13 protein-coding genes are annotated in these 14,830 nt (G+C 74.1%); 9 read left to right on the top strand and 4 right to left on the bottom strand.

The features are described from left to right. The 3 genes from IE330_RS16905 to IE330_RS16895 all read left to right on the top strand — a co-directional run. Positions 1–1,754: protein-arginine deiminase family protein (locus IE330_RS16905; protein ID WP_190136844.1), on the top strand; the 1,754-nt coding region annotated here is incomplete at its 5' end. Positions 1,755–1,898: 144 nt separating this feature from the next. Beyond that, on the top strand, positions 1,899–2,915 hold the full coding sequence (locus tag IE330_RS16900) for a DUF5954 family protein (RefSeq protein WP_190136843.1): 1,017 nt from the start codon (positions 1,899–1,901) through the stop codon (positions 2,913–2,915). 444 nt (positions 2,916–3,359) lie between these two features. After that, on the top strand, positions 3,360–4,157 hold the full coding sequence (locus tag IE330_RS16895) for a thioesterase II family protein (protein ID WP_190136842.1): 798 nt from the start codon (positions 3,360–3,362) through the stop codon (positions 4,155–4,157). A 50-nt stretch (positions 4,158–4,207) separates the two neighbouring features. Here the strand turns inward: IE330_RS16895 and IE330_RS16890 are convergent, their stop codons facing one another. Continuing rightward, the gene (locus tag IE330_RS16890) at positions 4,208–5,701 is read right to left on the bottom strand and encodes an MFS transporter (protein ID WP_190136841.1); all 1,494 of its coding nucleotides are present in this window, start codon (positions 5,699–5,701) and stop codon (positions 4,208–4,210) included. A 176-nt stretch (positions 5,702–5,877) separates the two neighbouring features. Between IE330_RS16890 and IE330_RS16885 the strand changes: the two genes are divergently transcribed. Continuing rightward, on the top strand, positions 5,878–6,318 hold the full coding sequence (locus tag IE330_RS16885) for a MarR family winged helix-turn-helix transcriptional regulator (RefSeq protein ID WP_373314666.1): 441 nt from the start codon (positions 5,878–5,880) through the stop codon (positions 6,316–6,318). Between the two features lie 5 nt (positions 6,319–6,323). Here the strand turns inward: IE330_RS16885 and IE330_RS16880 are convergent, their stop codons facing one another. The 3 genes from IE330_RS16880 to IE330_RS16870 all read right to left on the bottom strand — a co-directional run bounded on the left by IE330_RS16880 (position 6,324) and on the right by IE330_RS16870 (position 8,625). Then, a complete protein-coding gene (locus IE330_RS16880; RefSeq protein ID WP_190136840.1) occupies positions 6,324–6,815 on the bottom strand; it encodes a hypothetical protein in 492 nt (163 codons plus the stop codon). A 191-nt stretch (positions 6,816–7,006) separates the two neighbouring features. Beyond that, entirely contained in the window at positions 7,007–7,858 is an 852-nt protein-coding gene (locus tag IE330_RS16875) for an SMP-30/gluconolactonase/LRE family protein (protein ID WP_190136839.1), read from the bottom strand. After that, on the bottom strand, positions 7,855–8,625 hold the full coding sequence (locus tag IE330_RS16870) for an IclR family transcriptional regulator (RefSeq protein WP_190136838.1): 771 nt from the start codon (positions 8,623–8,625) through the stop codon (positions 7,855–7,857). Before IE330_RS16870 ends, IE330_RS16875 begins: the two co-directional genes overlap by 4 nt. A 203-nt stretch (positions 8,626–8,828) precedes the next feature. Here IE330_RS16870 and IE330_RS16865 point away from each other — a divergent pair, with 203 nt between their 5' ends. The 5 genes from IE330_RS16865 (at position 8,829) to mmsA (ending at position 14,828) form a co-directional block, all read left to right on the top strand. Then, on the top strand, positions 8,829–9,983 hold the full coding sequence (locus IE330_RS16865) for a mandelate racemase/muconate lactonizing enzyme family protein (protein ID WP_190136837.1): 1,155 nt from the start codon (positions 8,829–8,831) through the stop codon (positions 9,981–9,983). After that, positions 9,980–11,020 (top strand): zinc-dependent alcohol dehydrogenase, encoded by a 1,041-nt coding sequence (locus IE330_RS16860; RefSeq protein ID WP_229925705.1) that lies wholly within the window; start codon positions 9,980–9,982, stop codon positions 11,018–11,020. The genes IE330_RS16865 and IE330_RS16860 overlap by 4 nt, the downstream gene beginning before the upstream one ends. A 167-nt stretch (positions 11,021–11,187) precedes the next feature. After that, positions 11,188–12,156 carry a hypothetical protein gene (locus IE330_RS16855; protein WP_190136852.1) on the top strand — a complete coding sequence of 323 codons (969 nt, stop codon included), beginning with the start codon at positions 11,188–11,190 and terminating at the stop codon, positions 12,154–12,156. Between the two features lie 3 nt (positions 12,157–12,159). Continuing rightward, positions 12,160–13,266: a multiple monosaccharide ABC transporter substrate-binding protein gene (chvE, locus tag IE330_RS16850; RefSeq protein ID WP_190136836.1), complete on the top strand. Its 1,107-nt coding sequence runs from the start codon at positions 12,160–12,162 to the stop codon at positions 13,264–13,266. Beyond that, positions 13,263–14,828: a multiple monosaccharide ABC transporter ATP-binding protein gene (mmsA, locus tag IE330_RS16845; RefSeq protein WP_190136835.1), complete on the top strand. Its 1,566-nt coding sequence runs from the start codon at positions 13,263–13,265 to the stop codon at positions 14,826–14,828. Before chvE ends, mmsA begins: the two co-directional genes overlap by 4 nt. Positions 14,829–14,830: the final 2 nt, after the last annotated feature.

The following is a 14,830-nucleotide window of genomic DNA, read 5'->3' as shown; positions in this document are numbered from 1 at the left end:
CGGAAGCCGCCGCGGTCGTCGCGGCGCTCGAATCGCCCGCCCGCGCCGGGGCCGCGCCGCCGCCCGCCCCTGCGCTTGAGGCGCCCGAGGGCACCGTGCTGCTGCCCAACCTCGACGACGACACCCGCCGCTGCCGGCTGCGCCCCGGCGACCTCGACCGCCTCGACATCGCCGTGGACCGGCGGCTCGCCGCCTGCCACGACGCCGCGGACGACGTCGTCAACGGCCCCGCCGACACCGCGGACCTCACACCGGTGCGGGTGCGTCCCACCCGGGCTTCCGGCGACACGGGCGGACGCCTCTCCGTACCGCCCGCCCAGCGCCCGTACGTACGAGTCTTCGTCGAGCGGGACGGGCGATACGTGCCCCTCGGCGACGGCGGGCGGCTCACCGCGAGGGAGGTGCGGCAGGGCGTGCGGCTCACCGTGGAGGGGCGCGACATCGTGCGGGACAAGGCGCGCTGGGACGGCGCGGTGGACCTGACCCTGACGGTCACCGGGGCGGAACCCCGGCGCGCCACGCTCACCCTGCGCATGGCCCCCGTGCTGCTCCACCACGACCTCCAGCGCGCCGAGCACGTCTTCGCCGCCGCGCCGGGGCCCGGCGCCCCGGGCAGCGGGCAGCCCGCCGAAGTGACCGTCCACACGCGGCCGCCCGGGCAGTGGCGGCAGTTCGCCGACTCGCTGCGCGCGGCGACCCGCGCCGCCGGGCTTCCCGACCGGGAGCTGCGCTTCCAGGCCGGTACGGCGCACTGGTGGCGGGACATCTGGCGGCAGGACATCGCCGAGCCCGGCTACGTCACCAAGCCGGTACCGGGCGGCGGCGAGCACACCCTGCGCGTCCTGCTGCGCTCCCCCAACCACTGGAAGGCGAAGGACGGCACGCGCGAGAGCCTGCGCCGCTCGGGGCGGCTGCTCTTCCGCGACCTGCGCGGGCCGGGCGTCGGCGTCGTCCAGCAGTACACGACCCGGCGCGGACCCGGAGTCGACGAACTCCTCAACTTCACCGGCAACATCGAGTCGCTGCCGCCCTACCCCGGCCACCCGGACGGCCGGATCGTCTACGGCGCGACCGAGCGGCGCCACCCCGACCCGTCGTTCACGCGCCTGCTGCGCGCCCAGGGGCGGCAGGAACCGGTCGTCCTCGACACGTCCTGGCTGCTGGCCGGGCACGCCGACGAGACCGTGCACGTGGTGCGCGCGGACAACGCCCGCGGCTGGACCCTCGCCGTGTCCGACCCGCGCCTCGCCCTGGACCTGCTGCGCGAGGCGCGCCGCGCCGGCGCGGGCGGGCAGCGGCTGTTCGCGGACACCGTCGCCCGGGACAAGCCGACCGTCGACGAGGTGCTGCGGCACGAGGAGGCCGAGGGCGACAACGCCGACGCGGCCCGGCACATCGACGGCCAACTCGCGGTGCTGCTGCGCGAGACCGGGCTGCGGGCGGACGAACTCGTCCGCCTGCCCGTCCTGTACACGCGCGTCGAGGCCGGGGCGGGCGGGCCGCGCCGCCACATCGCCCTCTCCCCCGCGCTCGTCAACGGCCTGTCCCTGACCGCCCGCGACTACGCGGCCCCGGTCCCGCACGGGCCCCGCGTCGCGGGGCGCGACCTGTTCCGCGAGACGGCCGCACAAGCCCTGGCCGCGCGGGGCGTCCGGGTGCGCTGGGTGGAGAACTTCTCCTGGGCGCACCTGAACCTGGGCGAGGTGCACTGCGCGACGAACGCGCTGCGCGAGACCGGCCGCGGCGCCCGGTAGGCCCCTCACGGACCGGCTGCCGCCCGGCGCGGAACCGCGGCCCTATAGGGCACAGCGGCTCGGGTGCCAAGCGATCGGCCGATTCGTCATGCTGTCGCGTGACACGGCTGACCCGGACGGCCGTGTCCCGGAACAATGGCGTCCATGTCTGACGACTGGAAGCGGCAGATCGACGCGCTCCACAGCGAACTGGTACGCCGTGACGACCCGGCCGAGTGGGTCGGCGAGGCCGACGCCCTGGACGCCTCGTACCGGTATCCGCACCTCGCCGTGCGCGGCCCGGTGTTCGGGCTCGCCGCCCGCGAGGCCGGGGAGGGGACGGAGTGGCGGCTGCTCAACGACGTCGTGGACGGCACCCCGCAGCAGGCCAGGGACGGCCTCAACTCCCTGCTGTGGTTCAAGGCCAAGGACGAGGTGGACACGCGCGCCGAACGCCGGGCGCTCCTCGCCGCCGTGGCGCGCCTGGAGCGCGAGCGGATCAACGACGTCACCGTGCTCGGCACGCGCTACCGCGTCGTCCGGGGTGAGGAGTTCGCGCGCACCGGGCGTGACGGGCTCGAACCACCCCGCCCCACCGATCCGGAACCGCTCGTTCCGTCGTGGAAGGAGCGGTCGACGACGGCGTCGCACGACGCGGGCTTCGTCCTCGCCCCGGGTCAGGACGGCGGCGTCATGGCGGGCGCGCTGCGGCTCGCGCTGCGCGACTTCGCCTACGTGGCGGACGACTACCCGCCGGAGGCGGAGCAGGAGGCGCGGCGGGCCCTGCGGGACTACCCCGACGTGGTGCTGCTGCCGGTGAGCTACGGGGTCGCGGAGCGGCGCGGAGCGCAGTGGCGGCCGCGCGGCGCCCTGATGCCGACCCCGCACGACGCGCGCCGCCTGCTCGTCCACGGCCTGACCGAGTTCTGGCCGCTGCTGTACGAGCTGGACGAGGCCAGGCGGGCGGCGTTCGCCCGCGCCGCGGAACGCTTCAAGGCGGCGGGCCGCGCCAACGAGGTCGTCGTGGGCAAGCAGTGCTTCCGCATCTGCCGCGTGGAACGCATGGTCCGCGTCGGCCCGAGCGGCCCGGAGCCCGCGCGCCCCTCGGACATCGAGACGACGGAACCGATGAAGCTGCATCCGCGGATGGACGAGGAGGGGGTGGTGCACTTCGGCGAGTGAACGACGCGGGGGCCGTCCCCCGCGGGCCCATGGCCTGGGCCGGGCGGGGCCGGGCTGACGTCGCGTGACTTGTGGGGCGTGCGCACCGGTGGTCGCGAGTGGGCGCGGGGGCGATACCCGCTCGAGGGGCCGCTCAGGTGTTCGCTCGGGGGGGCCTCGCTAGGGGTGCGTTCTCGGTGCGCTCTCGGTGCGCTCGAGGGCGGGCCGGGAGGCCGGGGCCGTCAGCGGGCGTGGGGGCGGGCCCCCCGTCCGGCCGACCGGACACCGCTGGTCACGGCGGTGCCGGGAGGGGCCTGGGGGGTGACCGGGCACCGGGCCGGGCAGGATCCGTCCACGGGGCCCGGGGCCTTTCCGCTTGCGGTGGCCGCCCCGGTTCTGGTTGCGTCACGCGCGGACGTCCGACCGAACCGCGGCCAGACCGCCTCCCGCCTCGACGGAGTGTTGATGACCATCGAACCGAAGACGACCGCCCGGACCGGCGACACCGCCGCCACCACGGCCCTGTGGCTGCGGCGCCCGCAGCGGCGGCCGGGCGCCCGCACCACGCTGGTGTGCCTGCCGCACGCGGGCGGCACCGCCTCCTTCTTCGTGCCCTGGGCCGCGTTCGTGCCGCTGGACGTGGAGTTGGTCGCCGTGCAGTACCCGGGCCGCCAGGACCGGCTCGGCGAGCGGCCCTTCACCTCGATGTCCGAGCTGGCCGACGCCGTCGCCGACGTGCTGCGCGCCGGGATACCCGCCGACCGGGAGCTGGTCCTCTTCGGGCACAGCATGGGCGGCGCGCTCGCCCTGGAGACCGCGCTGCGCCTGGAGGCGGGCCCGGGCCCGGCGCCCCGGCGGCTGTACGTCTCCGGGCACGAGGGTCCGCGCCGCAAGCGCCGCGGGTCCGTCCACCAGTTGCCGGAGGAGGAGCTCGTCGCGAAGGTCAAGGAGCTCGGCGGCACCGACCCCCGGCTCCTCGACGACCCGGACGTCCGCGAGATGGTGCTGCCCGCGATCCGCGCCGACTACCGCCTCATCGAGACCTACCGCCCGGACCTGGAGGCCCGGCTGCGCTGCCCCCTCGCGGTGTTCAGCGGCGACCAGGACCCCGACGTGGGCCCCGAGGACATCGAGGCCTGGCGCGAGGTGTCCACCCGCACGGACGCCTTCTTCTCCCGGGTGCTGCCCGGCGACCACTTCTACCTGGCGCAGCACGCCGAGCGCATCGTCGCCGAGATGTTCGGCCCGGCCGGCCGGGCCTGAGCCGCGACCGGCCCGGCCGGGTCCACCTCCGTGCCGGGGGTGCCGGCGGGTCAGACCCCGGCGCGCTCGGGCTCCCGCGCGGCGCCCTCGGGGGCCTGCGCCGGTGCCGTCGTACGCGGTGCGTGCGCGGCCCGGAGTCCCAGCAGGGCGACCGCCACGACCAGGACGAACGCCGCTCCGGCGATGGCGAAGCTCAGGGTGAACTGGCTCTCCTGGGGCAGCGCGGGCAGCCCCGCCGGCAGGTCGAGGGTCTTCGACGCGAGCAGCGAGGTGATCATCGCGCTCGCCACGGCGCTGCCCACCGAGCGGGAGATGGAGTTGATGCCGTTGGCGATGCCGGTCTGGTGCGCCGGGACGCTCGCGACGATGAGCGCGGGCATGGAGGCGTAGCCGAAGCTGATGGCGAGGCCGACGACCATGCCCGCCCCGATCACCGAGGCGCTGGTGCCGTGCGCCAGGGTCAGCCAGGCGAAGCCCAGCACGCCGAAGGCCGCGCCGAGGGCCAGCGTGAGCCGCGCCCCGATCCGGCGCACCAGGACGCCGCCGAACTGGGCCGCCACCAGGGAGACCAGCGTGGTCGGCAGCAGGTACACCACGGACGCGCCGAGCACGGAGGCGCCGAAGCCGTACTCGGCCACGGCCTCGGGCATCTGCACCAGGTACGAGACGCCGATGAACTGGGCGAACATGGCGAAGCCGAGCAGCAGGCCGGCGAGGTTGGTGAAGAGCACCGGGCGGTGCGTGAACATCCGCATGTCCACCATCGGCTCCTTGACCCGGCTCTCGGTGAACGCCCATACGCCCGCCATCACGACCGCGGCGGCGAAGGAGCCGAGCGTACGGCCCGACGTCCAGCCCCACTCGTGGCCCTGCGAGATCGGCAGGAGCAGCAGGACGAGCAGCAGCGCCAGGGTGAGCGCGCCCAGCCAGTCGGTCCTGCCGCCGGTCTTGGAGCGGGAGGCGGGCACGACGAGGAGCACCCCGACGAGGGCCACCACGGCGAGGACGACCGCCAGCCAGAAGACGCGGTGGTAGTCGGGGTCGTCCCCCTGCGTGAGGAGCCCGGCGCCGACCAGGGCGAGGCCGCTGCCGAACGCGAGCGTGCCGCTGACCAGGGCCATCGCCCCGTGCAGCCGCTCCGGTCGGACCTCCTCGCGCAGCACGGACAGGGCCAGCGGGAAGATCGCGGTCGCCGCTCCCTGGAGCACGCGGCCGACGACGAGCCAGGTCAGCGAGGTCGTGGTGGCGGCGAGCACCGAGCCCGCGATCATCACGAGGAGGACGCCGACGAGGGTGGGCTTCTTGCCGTGCTGGTCGCCGAAGCGGCCGAGGAGCGGGGTGAAGACGGCGGCGGACAACAGCGTGGCCGTGGTCACCCAGCTCACGGCGGCCGTGGTGGCGTCCAGCTCGCTCTGGATGATCGACAGGATGGGCACGACCAGCGTCTGCATCATCGAGACGACCATGGCGGCGAGCCCGAGCACCAGGACGACCGCGGTCTGCCCTGAACGCCGTGGGTGCGCCGTGTGCTGTGCGTGGGACACGGAGACTCTTTCCAACTGCTCGCGCCCCCGGCCCCCGAGTACGCGAGGGCTGGAGGACCGCGAGGACCTTGAGAACGTCGAACCTTGAGAACCTGGAAGCTTGAGAATCTCAAGCAAGGGCCCACTGTAGAGAACATTAATTGAGATGGTCAAGTTTCAAGGCGTAAGGTGGTCCCATGCCAGAAACCTCGCGCACGGACACCGGCCGGCTGATGGAGATGCTCTCGGTGTCGCTCGGCGCCTACTACGGCGACTTCACGGCCGCGTCCGCCCGGGAGAACCTCACGGCCAGCCAGGGCAAGACGCTGAGCGTGCTGCGCCGCGGCCCCGCCGCCATGCGCGTGCTCGCCGAGCTGCTGGCCTGCGACGCCTCGAACATGACGGGCATCGTCGACCGGCTGGAGAAGCGCGGCCTGGTCCGCCGGGAGCCGAGCCCCGGCGATCGGCGCGTCAAGAACGTCGTCCTCACCGCCGAGGGCGAGCACGCCGTCGACAGGATCCGCGCCAACATGCGCACCACGCGGGAGGGCCTCGAAACCCTCGACGAACAGGAGCGGGCCACCCTGCACGACCTCCTGGACCGCGTCTTCACCACCCGCCCCACCGCGTCACGCTAGGCGCGTCACGGCGTGTCGCGTATGCGCAGGGTGGTGAGGAACGCGCGGACGGCCGTCGCCGTGCGGCGCGGCGTGGGCCCGACCCCGCGCTCGGCGTACGTCCGGGCCGACACGAGCACCTCGTCGTCGAGCCACACGCAGTGCGTCTTGGGCTTGCCGATGCCCTCCTCCTTGGCGCACCGCAGTTGGCCGTCCGCCGTCCTCACGGCGTACGGCCGCGACCGTTCCGGTCCCACCGCGGAGTCCAGCAGCGCCTCGGCGGCCTCGTCCAGGTCGGCGGCGCCGACGCCCGGGTCGAGACTCAGTCGGACCTCCAGCCGGTACGACCTGTCGCCACGGGCCGGGACGTAGGTCACGTATCCGCTGCGGCCCGAGGAGACGTACGGGTACGCGCTGCCGCCCCAGGTGGCTTCACGGGCCCGTATACGCCGAAAGCCGTCGAAGCGATCGGGCATGGTGGCGAAGTGCTTCTCCGGCCGCTTCTCCTCCTCGTCCATGAGCCAGATCCCGCCGGTGACGAGCAGGAGAACGGTGGCGGCCCCCAGCCAGCCCCTCCTGCGCCGTCGCCTCTTGCGCCACCTCGCCTGCGCCAGGGTCTCGGCGCCGATGCGCCGCCCCGGCAGTGCGTGCGAAGTCCTGGGTTCAGGCCCGGCACCCGGCGCGGCGCCCCGCACAGCTCGTAACCGCCTCACCCCGCGAACACCTCCCCCGCCAGCCCCTCCCCCGCGTCCGGGACCACCAGGACGGAGCCCGCCATCGGGTGGGGGCGGCGGTGGCCGACGCGGGCCGTGGTGACGTAGAGGTCGCGGAGGCCGGGGCCGCCGAAGGCGCAGGCCGTGGGGCGGGGTACCGGGAGCCGCAGGACGTGGTCCAGCGTGCCGTCGGGGGTGTAGCGGCGGACCTGGCCGCCGTCCCACAGGGCCACCCACACGCAGCCCGCCGCGTCGACGGTCAGGCCGTCGGGGAAGCCCGCGCCCTCCTCGACGACTGCGAACGGGCGGCGCGCGCCGGGGAGCCCTCCCTCCATGCGGCAGACGTCGACGCGGCGCGTGGGGGTGTCCACGTAGTACACGAGCGTCCCGTCGGGGCTCCAGCCGATGCCGTTGCTGACGGTCACGGACGGGAACAGCGTGGTCGTGGTGCCGTCGGGCGCGACGCGCGCGAGGTGACCGCCGCCGGGGGCCTCGTCGTAGCGCATGGTGCCCGCCCACAGGGTGCCGTCGGGGGCGACGGCCGCGTCGTTGCCGCGGCGGCCGGGCACGGGGTCGCGGACGAGCCAGGAGAACGCGCCGTCCGGCGCGTAGAGCCCGACGCCGTCGCGGAGGTTCACCACCAGGCCGCCGCCCGCGCGGGGCTTCGCCGCGCCGACGTGCTGCTCGGTGGCGAGGACCGTACGGCGGCCGGTCGCGGGATCGTACGTGTGGACCCGCGCGCCCAGGACGTCCACCCAGATCAGCCGCCCCGCCGCCGCGTCCCAGGTGGGGCCCTCGCCGAGTTCGGCCCGCGCGTGGACGGCGACCTCGGCCGCCGCGCGCGTCACCGTGGACCCCGGTGGCCGAGCCGCGCGGACAGGTCGCCCGCGCCCTTGAGGGCCAGCTCCGAGAGCTCCGTCTCGCGCTCCTCGTTCCAGCGGATCATCGGTACGGAGATGGAGAGCGCGGCCACGACGCGCCCCGCGCTGTCGCGCACCGGGGCGGCCACGCAGCTCACGTCCGGGTTGGACTCGCGGTGCTCGGCGGCGACGCCGCGCTCGCGGATCGCGGCGAGCTCGGCGCGCAGCGCGTCCGGGTCGGTGACGCTGGCGGGCGTCATCGCCGCCAGTTCGCGGTGCGTGACGCGGGCGTCGAGCTCCGGCGCGGGCAGCGAGGCGAGGAGCATCTTGCCGACCGCCGTGCAGTGCGCGGGCAGCCTGCGGCCCGCGGCGGAGACCATGCGCACGGCGTGCGTGGAGTCGACCTTCGCGATGTAGATGACGTCGGTGCCCTCCAGGATCGCCACGTGGACCGTCTCGTCGCACGTCTCGGCGACCTCCCGGGCCACGCGCTGCCCCTCCGCGGCGAGGTCGAGCTGTTCGGCGTACCTGCTGCCGAGCTGGTAGGGGCGTACGCCGAGGCGGTAGCGGCCGGGCTGCTCGGGGACGGGGGCCAGGTAGGAGCGCGCCGCGAGCGTCGTGAGCAGCTCGTGCACGGTGGTGCGCGGCAGTTGGAGCTTCCGCGTGACCTCCGGCGCGGACAGGGTGCCGTCGCCCTCCAGGAACAGTTCCAGTATGTCGAAAGCCCTGGTCACCGCGGGGACAAGGCGCCCCATTCCGTCCACCCACCCTCTGTGTTCGATACCTCGGCCAGTGGCCGGTATGACGAACACAGGCTACGCACGGCGGTGTTGGTCAGGCAATGGTCCCTCCGAGCGCCCTCCTGCGCGACCCATTGACACCCGTGAGAGAGGCCCTTTACGGTCACGCCACCATTTCGAACGCATGACGAAATATCGAACGGGACGGGGCAACTGCCGTGCGCATCACGGGAATCAGTACTCACGTCGTCGGGACCCCCTGGCGCAACCTCACCTACGTCCTCGTCCACACCGACGAGGGCCTGACGGGGGTCGGCGAGACCCGCATGCTGGGCCGCACCGACGCCCTGCTCGGCTATCTGCGCGAGGCCGAGTCCCACCACATCTCCGGGTCCGACCCGTTCGCGGTGGAGGACCTGGTCCGCCGGATGAAGTACGGCGACTACGGCCGGGCCGGGGAGATCGTGATGTCCGGCATCGCCGTCGTCGAGATGGCCTGCTGGGACATCAAGGGCAAGGCCCTCGGCGTACCGGTGTGGCAGTTGCTCGGCGGCAGGGTGACCGACCGGGTCAAGGCGTACGCGAACGGCTGGTACACCACCGAGCGCACCCCGGAGGCGTACCACAAGGCCGCTCAGGAGGTGATGGCCCGCGGCTACCGGGCCCTGAAGATCGACCCGTTCGGGACCGGGCACCTCGAACTGGACGCCGAGCGGAGCCGGTACGCGGTGTCGCTGATCGAGGCGGTGCGCGACGCGATCGGGCCCGACGCCGAGCTGATGCTGGAGATGCACGGCCGGTTCTCGCCCGCCACGGCGGTGCGCCTGGCGCGGGAGCTGGCGCCGTTCCGGCCCGCCTGGCTGGAGGAGCCGGTGCCCCCGGAGAACCTCAAGGCGCTGGCCAAGGTCGCGGGGAAGGTGGACATGCCGGTCGCCACGGGCGAGCGCATCCACGACCGGATCGAGTTCCGCGAGCTCTTCGAGTCGCAGGCCGCCGACATCATCCAGCCGGACCTCGGGCACATCGGCGGCATCCTGGAGACCCGCAAGCTCGCCGCCACCGCCGAGACGCACTACACGCTGGTCGCCCCGCACAACGTGGGCGGCTCGGTGCTCACCGCCGCCTCGCTCCAACTCGCCGCCTGCACACCGAACTTCAAGATCCTGGAGCACTTCAACGACTTCGCGGACGCGGAGATCAAGAAGGTGGTCAAGGGCGCCCCGGCCGTCGACCCGGAGACCGGCTGCTTCGCGGTGTCGCACGCCCCCGGCCTCGGCGTCGAGCTGGACGTGGACGCGGCGGCCGAGTTCCCGCAGCAGCGGGCGCGGTTCGACCTGTGGGCCGAGGGCTGGGAGAAGAGGGCGCCGAAGTGAGCGGGCCGCCCCTGGACACGCCCGGCGGCAGCCGCGCGGTCGTCGTCGACCGGCCCGGCCACCACCGCCTCGTACGGCGCGAGGTGCCGCCGCCGGGCCCGGGCGAGGTCCTCGTCCGCGTCGCCGCCGCCGGGATCTGCCGGAGCGACCGCGAGGTGTACGACGGCCACCGCGACGCCGCGTACGTGCGCTACCCGGTCACGCCCGGCCACGAGTGGGCGGGCACCGTGGTGGCCGTCGGCGAGGGCGTCGACGCGGGGCTCGTCGGGCGCGGGGCCGTCGCCGAGGGCTTCCGGGCCTGCGGCACGTGCGAGCGCTGCCGGTGCGGCGAGACCAGCCTGTGCGCCGGCGGCTACGCGGAGACCGGGTTCACCGAGCCCGGCGCGTTCGCCGACCACCTCACCGTGCCCGCCCGGCTGCTGCACCCCCTCGCCGACGACGCCGACCTGCGGGCCGCGGCCCTCCTGGAGCCCGCCGCCGTCGTCGCGGCCGCCGCGCGGATGGCCCGGCCCCGCGCCGGTGAACGCGTCGCCGTGGTCGGCGCGGGCACCCTCGGGATGCTCGCCGTGCAACTGCTCGCCGCGTCGTCGCCCGCCGATCTCGCGGTCGTCGACCCCCGCGCGGCCCGCGGCGAACAGGCGCTGGCCTTCGGCGCCACCGCCGCGCTGGACCCGGCGGAGGCCGCGTCCGCGAACGGCCGCTTCGACCTGGTCGTGGAGACCGCGGGGGCGCCGTCCACGGCTGCCTCGTCCTGTCTGCTGGCGCGCCGCGGCGGCCGGGTGGTGCTCACCGGGATGTTCGCGCCCGGCGCCACCGGCATCGACCCGGTGCACCTGTCGCTCAGCCAACTGGAGCTGCGCAGCGTCTTCGGCGCGTCCTCCGCGGCCTGGACCGACGCCGTGCGCGCGTTCGGCACCGGGCTGCTCGACCCGGGCGCGCTGATCACGCACGAGTTCCCGCTGGAGGAGTTCGGCGCGGCCGTCGCCCTCGTCGGCGGCGGCGACCCCGGCACCGGGAAGGTGCTGCTGCGCCCGTAGGCCCCCACCCGTACCGGACCACCCCGCACCGCCGTGCGCCCCGGCTCAGCGCTGCCGCGCACCCAGCACCCCGTACGACGTCCGACATACCGAACACTGGAGCCCGCGTGCCCCCCTCACCGACCCCGTCCGTCCCGGCCGCCGCCGTTCCCGCGGTCCCGTCCGCCGTGCTCCCGCCGCGGGCGCCCCGCCGCCCCGGTGTGGACGCCCTCGCCCGCATCGGCCACGCCGTCCCGGTGCCCGACCCCGCCGACGCCTCCGCGTACGCGTTCCCCGACGGCGGCACCTGGCGCACCGAGGTCCCGTCCGTGGAGGGGCCCGAGGCCCTGGCCGTCGTCCTCAAGGAGAGCGCGCGCCTCGACGTGCCCGTGCACCGCGTCAGCCAGGGCAGCGGCGTGTGGATGCTCACCGACGCCGAGATCACCGAGATGGTGGACGCCTGCGCCGGGCGGGACGTCGAGCTGTGCCTGTTCACCGGGCCGCGCGGCACCTGGGACACCGGCGCCTCCACCCGTACCGACTCCGGCGGCGCGGGGCTGCGCGCCCGCGGCCACGACGCGCTCGCCGGGTGCGTCGAGGACGCCCTGCGCGCCGCCGAACTGGGCGTGCGCTGCCTGCTCGTCGCCGACGAGGGCGTGCTGTGGACGCTGCACCGGCTGCGCGCGGCGGGCCTGCTGCCCGCGGACACCACGTTCAAGGTGTCCGCCCTGACGGGCCCGGTGAACCCGGCCTCGTTCGCGGTGTACGAGCGGCTCGGCGCCGACTCCCTGAACGTGCCCTCGGACCTGACCCTCGACCACCTCACCGAGATCCGCCGGGTGAGCCGGGCGCCGCTGGACATGTACGTCGAGGCGCCCGACGACCTCGGCGGCTACGTGCGCATGTACGAGGTCGCCGAGCTGATCCGGCGCGGCGCCCCGCTGTACGTGAAGTTCGGCCTGAGCAAGTCGCCCGGCATCTACCCCTACGGCGCCCACCTGCGCGAGCACACCCTCGCCACCGCCCGCGAGCGGGTGCGGCGCGGGCGGCTCGCCCTCGACCTGCTGGCCCGGCACGGCGCGGACGGCGGCCTGTCGCCGCTGGGCGCGCGGCTCCCGGGCAACCTGGAGCGATTCCCCGTACCGGAAGGGAGCTGACCCATGCGCATCCGCACACCGGCCGCCCTGCTCGCCGCCGGGCTGCTCGCCGCGTCGCTGACCGCCTGCGGGCAGGAGGCCAGGGGCGGCAGCCGCTACGAGCCGGACACCGGCAAGGGCACCACCATCGGCCTCGCCATGCCCACCAAGGCCTCCGAGCGGTGGATCGCCGACGGCGAGAACATGGCCGAGCAGTTCGAGAAGGCCGGCTACCGGACCGACCTCCAGTACGGCGACGACAAGGTCGAGAACCAGATCGCCCAGCTCGAAAACATGATCACCAAGGGGCGCAGCCTCCTCGTGGTCGCCGCCATCGACGGCTCGGCCCTCACCGAGGTGCTCCGGCGCGCGCACGACGCGGGCATCCCCGTGATCTCCTACGACCGCCTCATCCTCGGCACCGAGCACGTCGACTACTACGCGTCCTTCGACAACGAGCGCGTCGGCCGCCTCCAGGCCCAGTACATCGTCAAGAAGCTCCGGCTGGGCAAGCCCGGCGAGGGCGGCGACCCGTACCACATCGAGCTGTTCGCGGGCTCGCCGGACGACAACAACACCAGGTACTTCTGGAACGGCGCCATGAGCGTGCTGCGGCCGTACCTGAACAGCGGCCGACTGGTCGTGCGCAGCAAGCAGACGCGGATGAACCAGGCCACCACGCTGCGCTGGGACGGCGGCACCGCGCAGAAGCGCATGGACGACCTGATCAGCAAGAACTACGGCTCGGCCCGGGTCGACGCGGTCCTGTCGCCGTACGACGGGATCTCCATCGGCGTCATCTCCGCGCTCAAGAGCGCCGGTTACGGCACCAAGGGCCGGCCGCTGCCGGTGATCACCGGGCAGGACGCGGAGCTGGCGTCGGTGAAGTCCATCATCCGCGGCGAGCAGACCCAGACGGTGTTCAAGGACACCCGCAAGCTGGCCGCGCGGACGGTGGCGATGGGCGACGCGGTGCTCAACGACAAGAAGGTGCGCGTCAACAACACCACCGACTACGACAACGGGAAGAAGACCGTACCGGCCTATCTGCTCGACCCGGTCAGCGTCGACAGGACCAACACCCGGCTCCTCGTCGACGAGGGCTACTTCACGGCGGGACAGCTCAAATGAGCGGGCCCGTCCTGGAGATGCGCGGGATCACCAAGACCTTCCCCGGCGTCACGGCGCTCTCCGGCGTGCACCTCACCGTGCGGGCCGGAGAGGTGCACGCGGTCTGCGGGGAGAACGGCGCGGGCAAGTCGACCCTGATGAAGGTCCTCAGCGGTGTGCACCCGCACGGCAGCTACGACGGGGAGATCCGCTTCGAGGGCGCCCCCGTCGCCTTCAAGGACATCCGCGCGAGCGAGCGGCACGGCATCGTGATCATCCATCAGGAGCTGGCGCTGGTCCCCCACCTGTCGATCGCGGAGAACATCTTCCTCGGCAACGAGCGCGCCCGGCGCGGCTTCGTCGACTGGGACGACACCCTGCGCCGGGCCGGCGCCCTGCTGCGGCGCGTCGGTCTGCGGGAGAGGCCGACGACCCCCGTCGCCGACCTCGGCGTGGGCAAGCAGCAGCTCGTGGAGATCGCCAAGGCCCTGTCCAAGGAGGTGCGGCTGCTCATCCTCGACGAGCCGACGGCCGCGCTGAACGACGAGGACAGCGCGACCCTCCTCGACCTCATCCTGGAGCTGCGCGCGCAGGGCGTCGCCGCGGTGATCATCTCCCACAAGCTGAACGAGATCCGGCGCGTGGCCGACGCGGTGACGGTCCTGCGCGACGGGCGGACCGTCGAGACCCTGCCGGTCCGCGCGTCCCCGGACGCCGAGCCCGAGCTGTCGGAGGACCGCATCATCCGCGGCATGGTCGGCCGCGACCTCGACCACCGCTTCCCCGCACGCACCCCGTACACGGGCGCCGACGCGGGCGCCGACGCGCTGACCGTGCGCGACTGGACGGTCCGGCACCCCGTCGACCACCAGCGCACCGTCGTCGACGACGTGTCCCTGACCGTGCGGCGCGGCGAGATCGTGGGCGTCGCGGGCCTGATGGGCGCGGGCCGCACCGAGCTGGCGATGTCCGTCTTCGGCCGCTCCTACGGGCAGTACGTCGCCGGGACCGTGGCCGTCGGGGGGCGCGAGGTCTCCACGCGCACCGTGCCCGCGGCCGTCGCCGCCGGTATCGCGTACGTCACCGAGGACCGCAAGCGCTACGGCCTGAACCTCATCGACGACATCAACCGCAACATCTCCCTGACGTCGCTGCCGGGCATGCGGCGCCGCGGCGTCCCGGGCCTGGTGGACGCGGACCACGAGCGGTCCGTCGCCGAGCGCTACCGCAGGACGATGAACATCAAGGCCCCCACCGTCCTGGAACAGGTGGGCCGGCTCTCCGGTGGCAACCAGCAGAAGGTCGTCCTGAGCAAGTGGATCCACGCCGACCCCGAGGTGCTGATCCTCGACGAGCCGACGCGGGGCATCGACGTCGGCGCCAAGTACGAGATCTACACCGTCATCGACCGGCTCGCCGCGCAGGGCAAGGCCGTGCTCCTCATCTCCTCCGAACTGCCGGAGCTGCTCGGCCTGTGCGACCGGATCTACACGATGGCCGAGGGCCGGCTGACCGGTGAGGTCACCCGGGCGGAGGCCACCCAGGAAGTCCTGATGCGCCACATGACGGCGCACCGAAGCTGAAG

Origin of the sequence: Streptomyces longispororuber, from assembly GCF_014656095.1 — a bacterium.
Taxonomy (GTDB): Bacteria; Actinomycetota; Actinomycetes; order Streptomycetales; family Streptomycetaceae; genus Streptomyces; species Streptomyces longispororuber.
The sequence above is the reverse complement of the archived record's forward strand: the minus strand, read 5'-3'. Positions and strand labels throughout refer to the sequence as shown.

Coding starts and splice junctions, on each gene's coding strand:
- IE330_RS16900 (WP_190136843.1), top strand. CDS start 1,899: ATGTCTGACGACTGGAAGCGGCAGATCGACGCGCTCCACAGCGAACTG.
- IE330_RS16895 (WP_190136842.1), top strand. CDS start 3,360: ATGACCATCGAACCGAAGACGACCGCCCGGACCGGCGACACCGCCGCC.
- IE330_RS16885 (WP_373314666.1), top strand. CDS start 5,878: ATGCCAGAAACCTCGCGCACGGACACCGGCCGGCTGATGGAGATGCTC.
- IE330_RS16880 (WP_190136840.1), bottom strand. CDS start 6,815: ATGGACGAGGAGGAGAAGCGGCCGGAGAAGCACTTCGCCACCATGCCC.
- IE330_RS16870 (WP_190136838.1), bottom strand. CDS start 8,625: ATGGGGCGCCTTGTCCCCGCGGTGACCAGGGCTTTCGACATACTGGAA.
- chvE (WP_190136836.1), top strand. CDS start 12,160: ATGCGCATCCGCACACCGGCCGCCCTGCTCGCCGCCGGGCTGCTCGCC.
- mmsA (WP_190136835.1), top strand. CDS start 13,263: ATGAGCGGGCCCGTCCTGGAGATGCGCGGGATCACCAAGACCTTCCCC.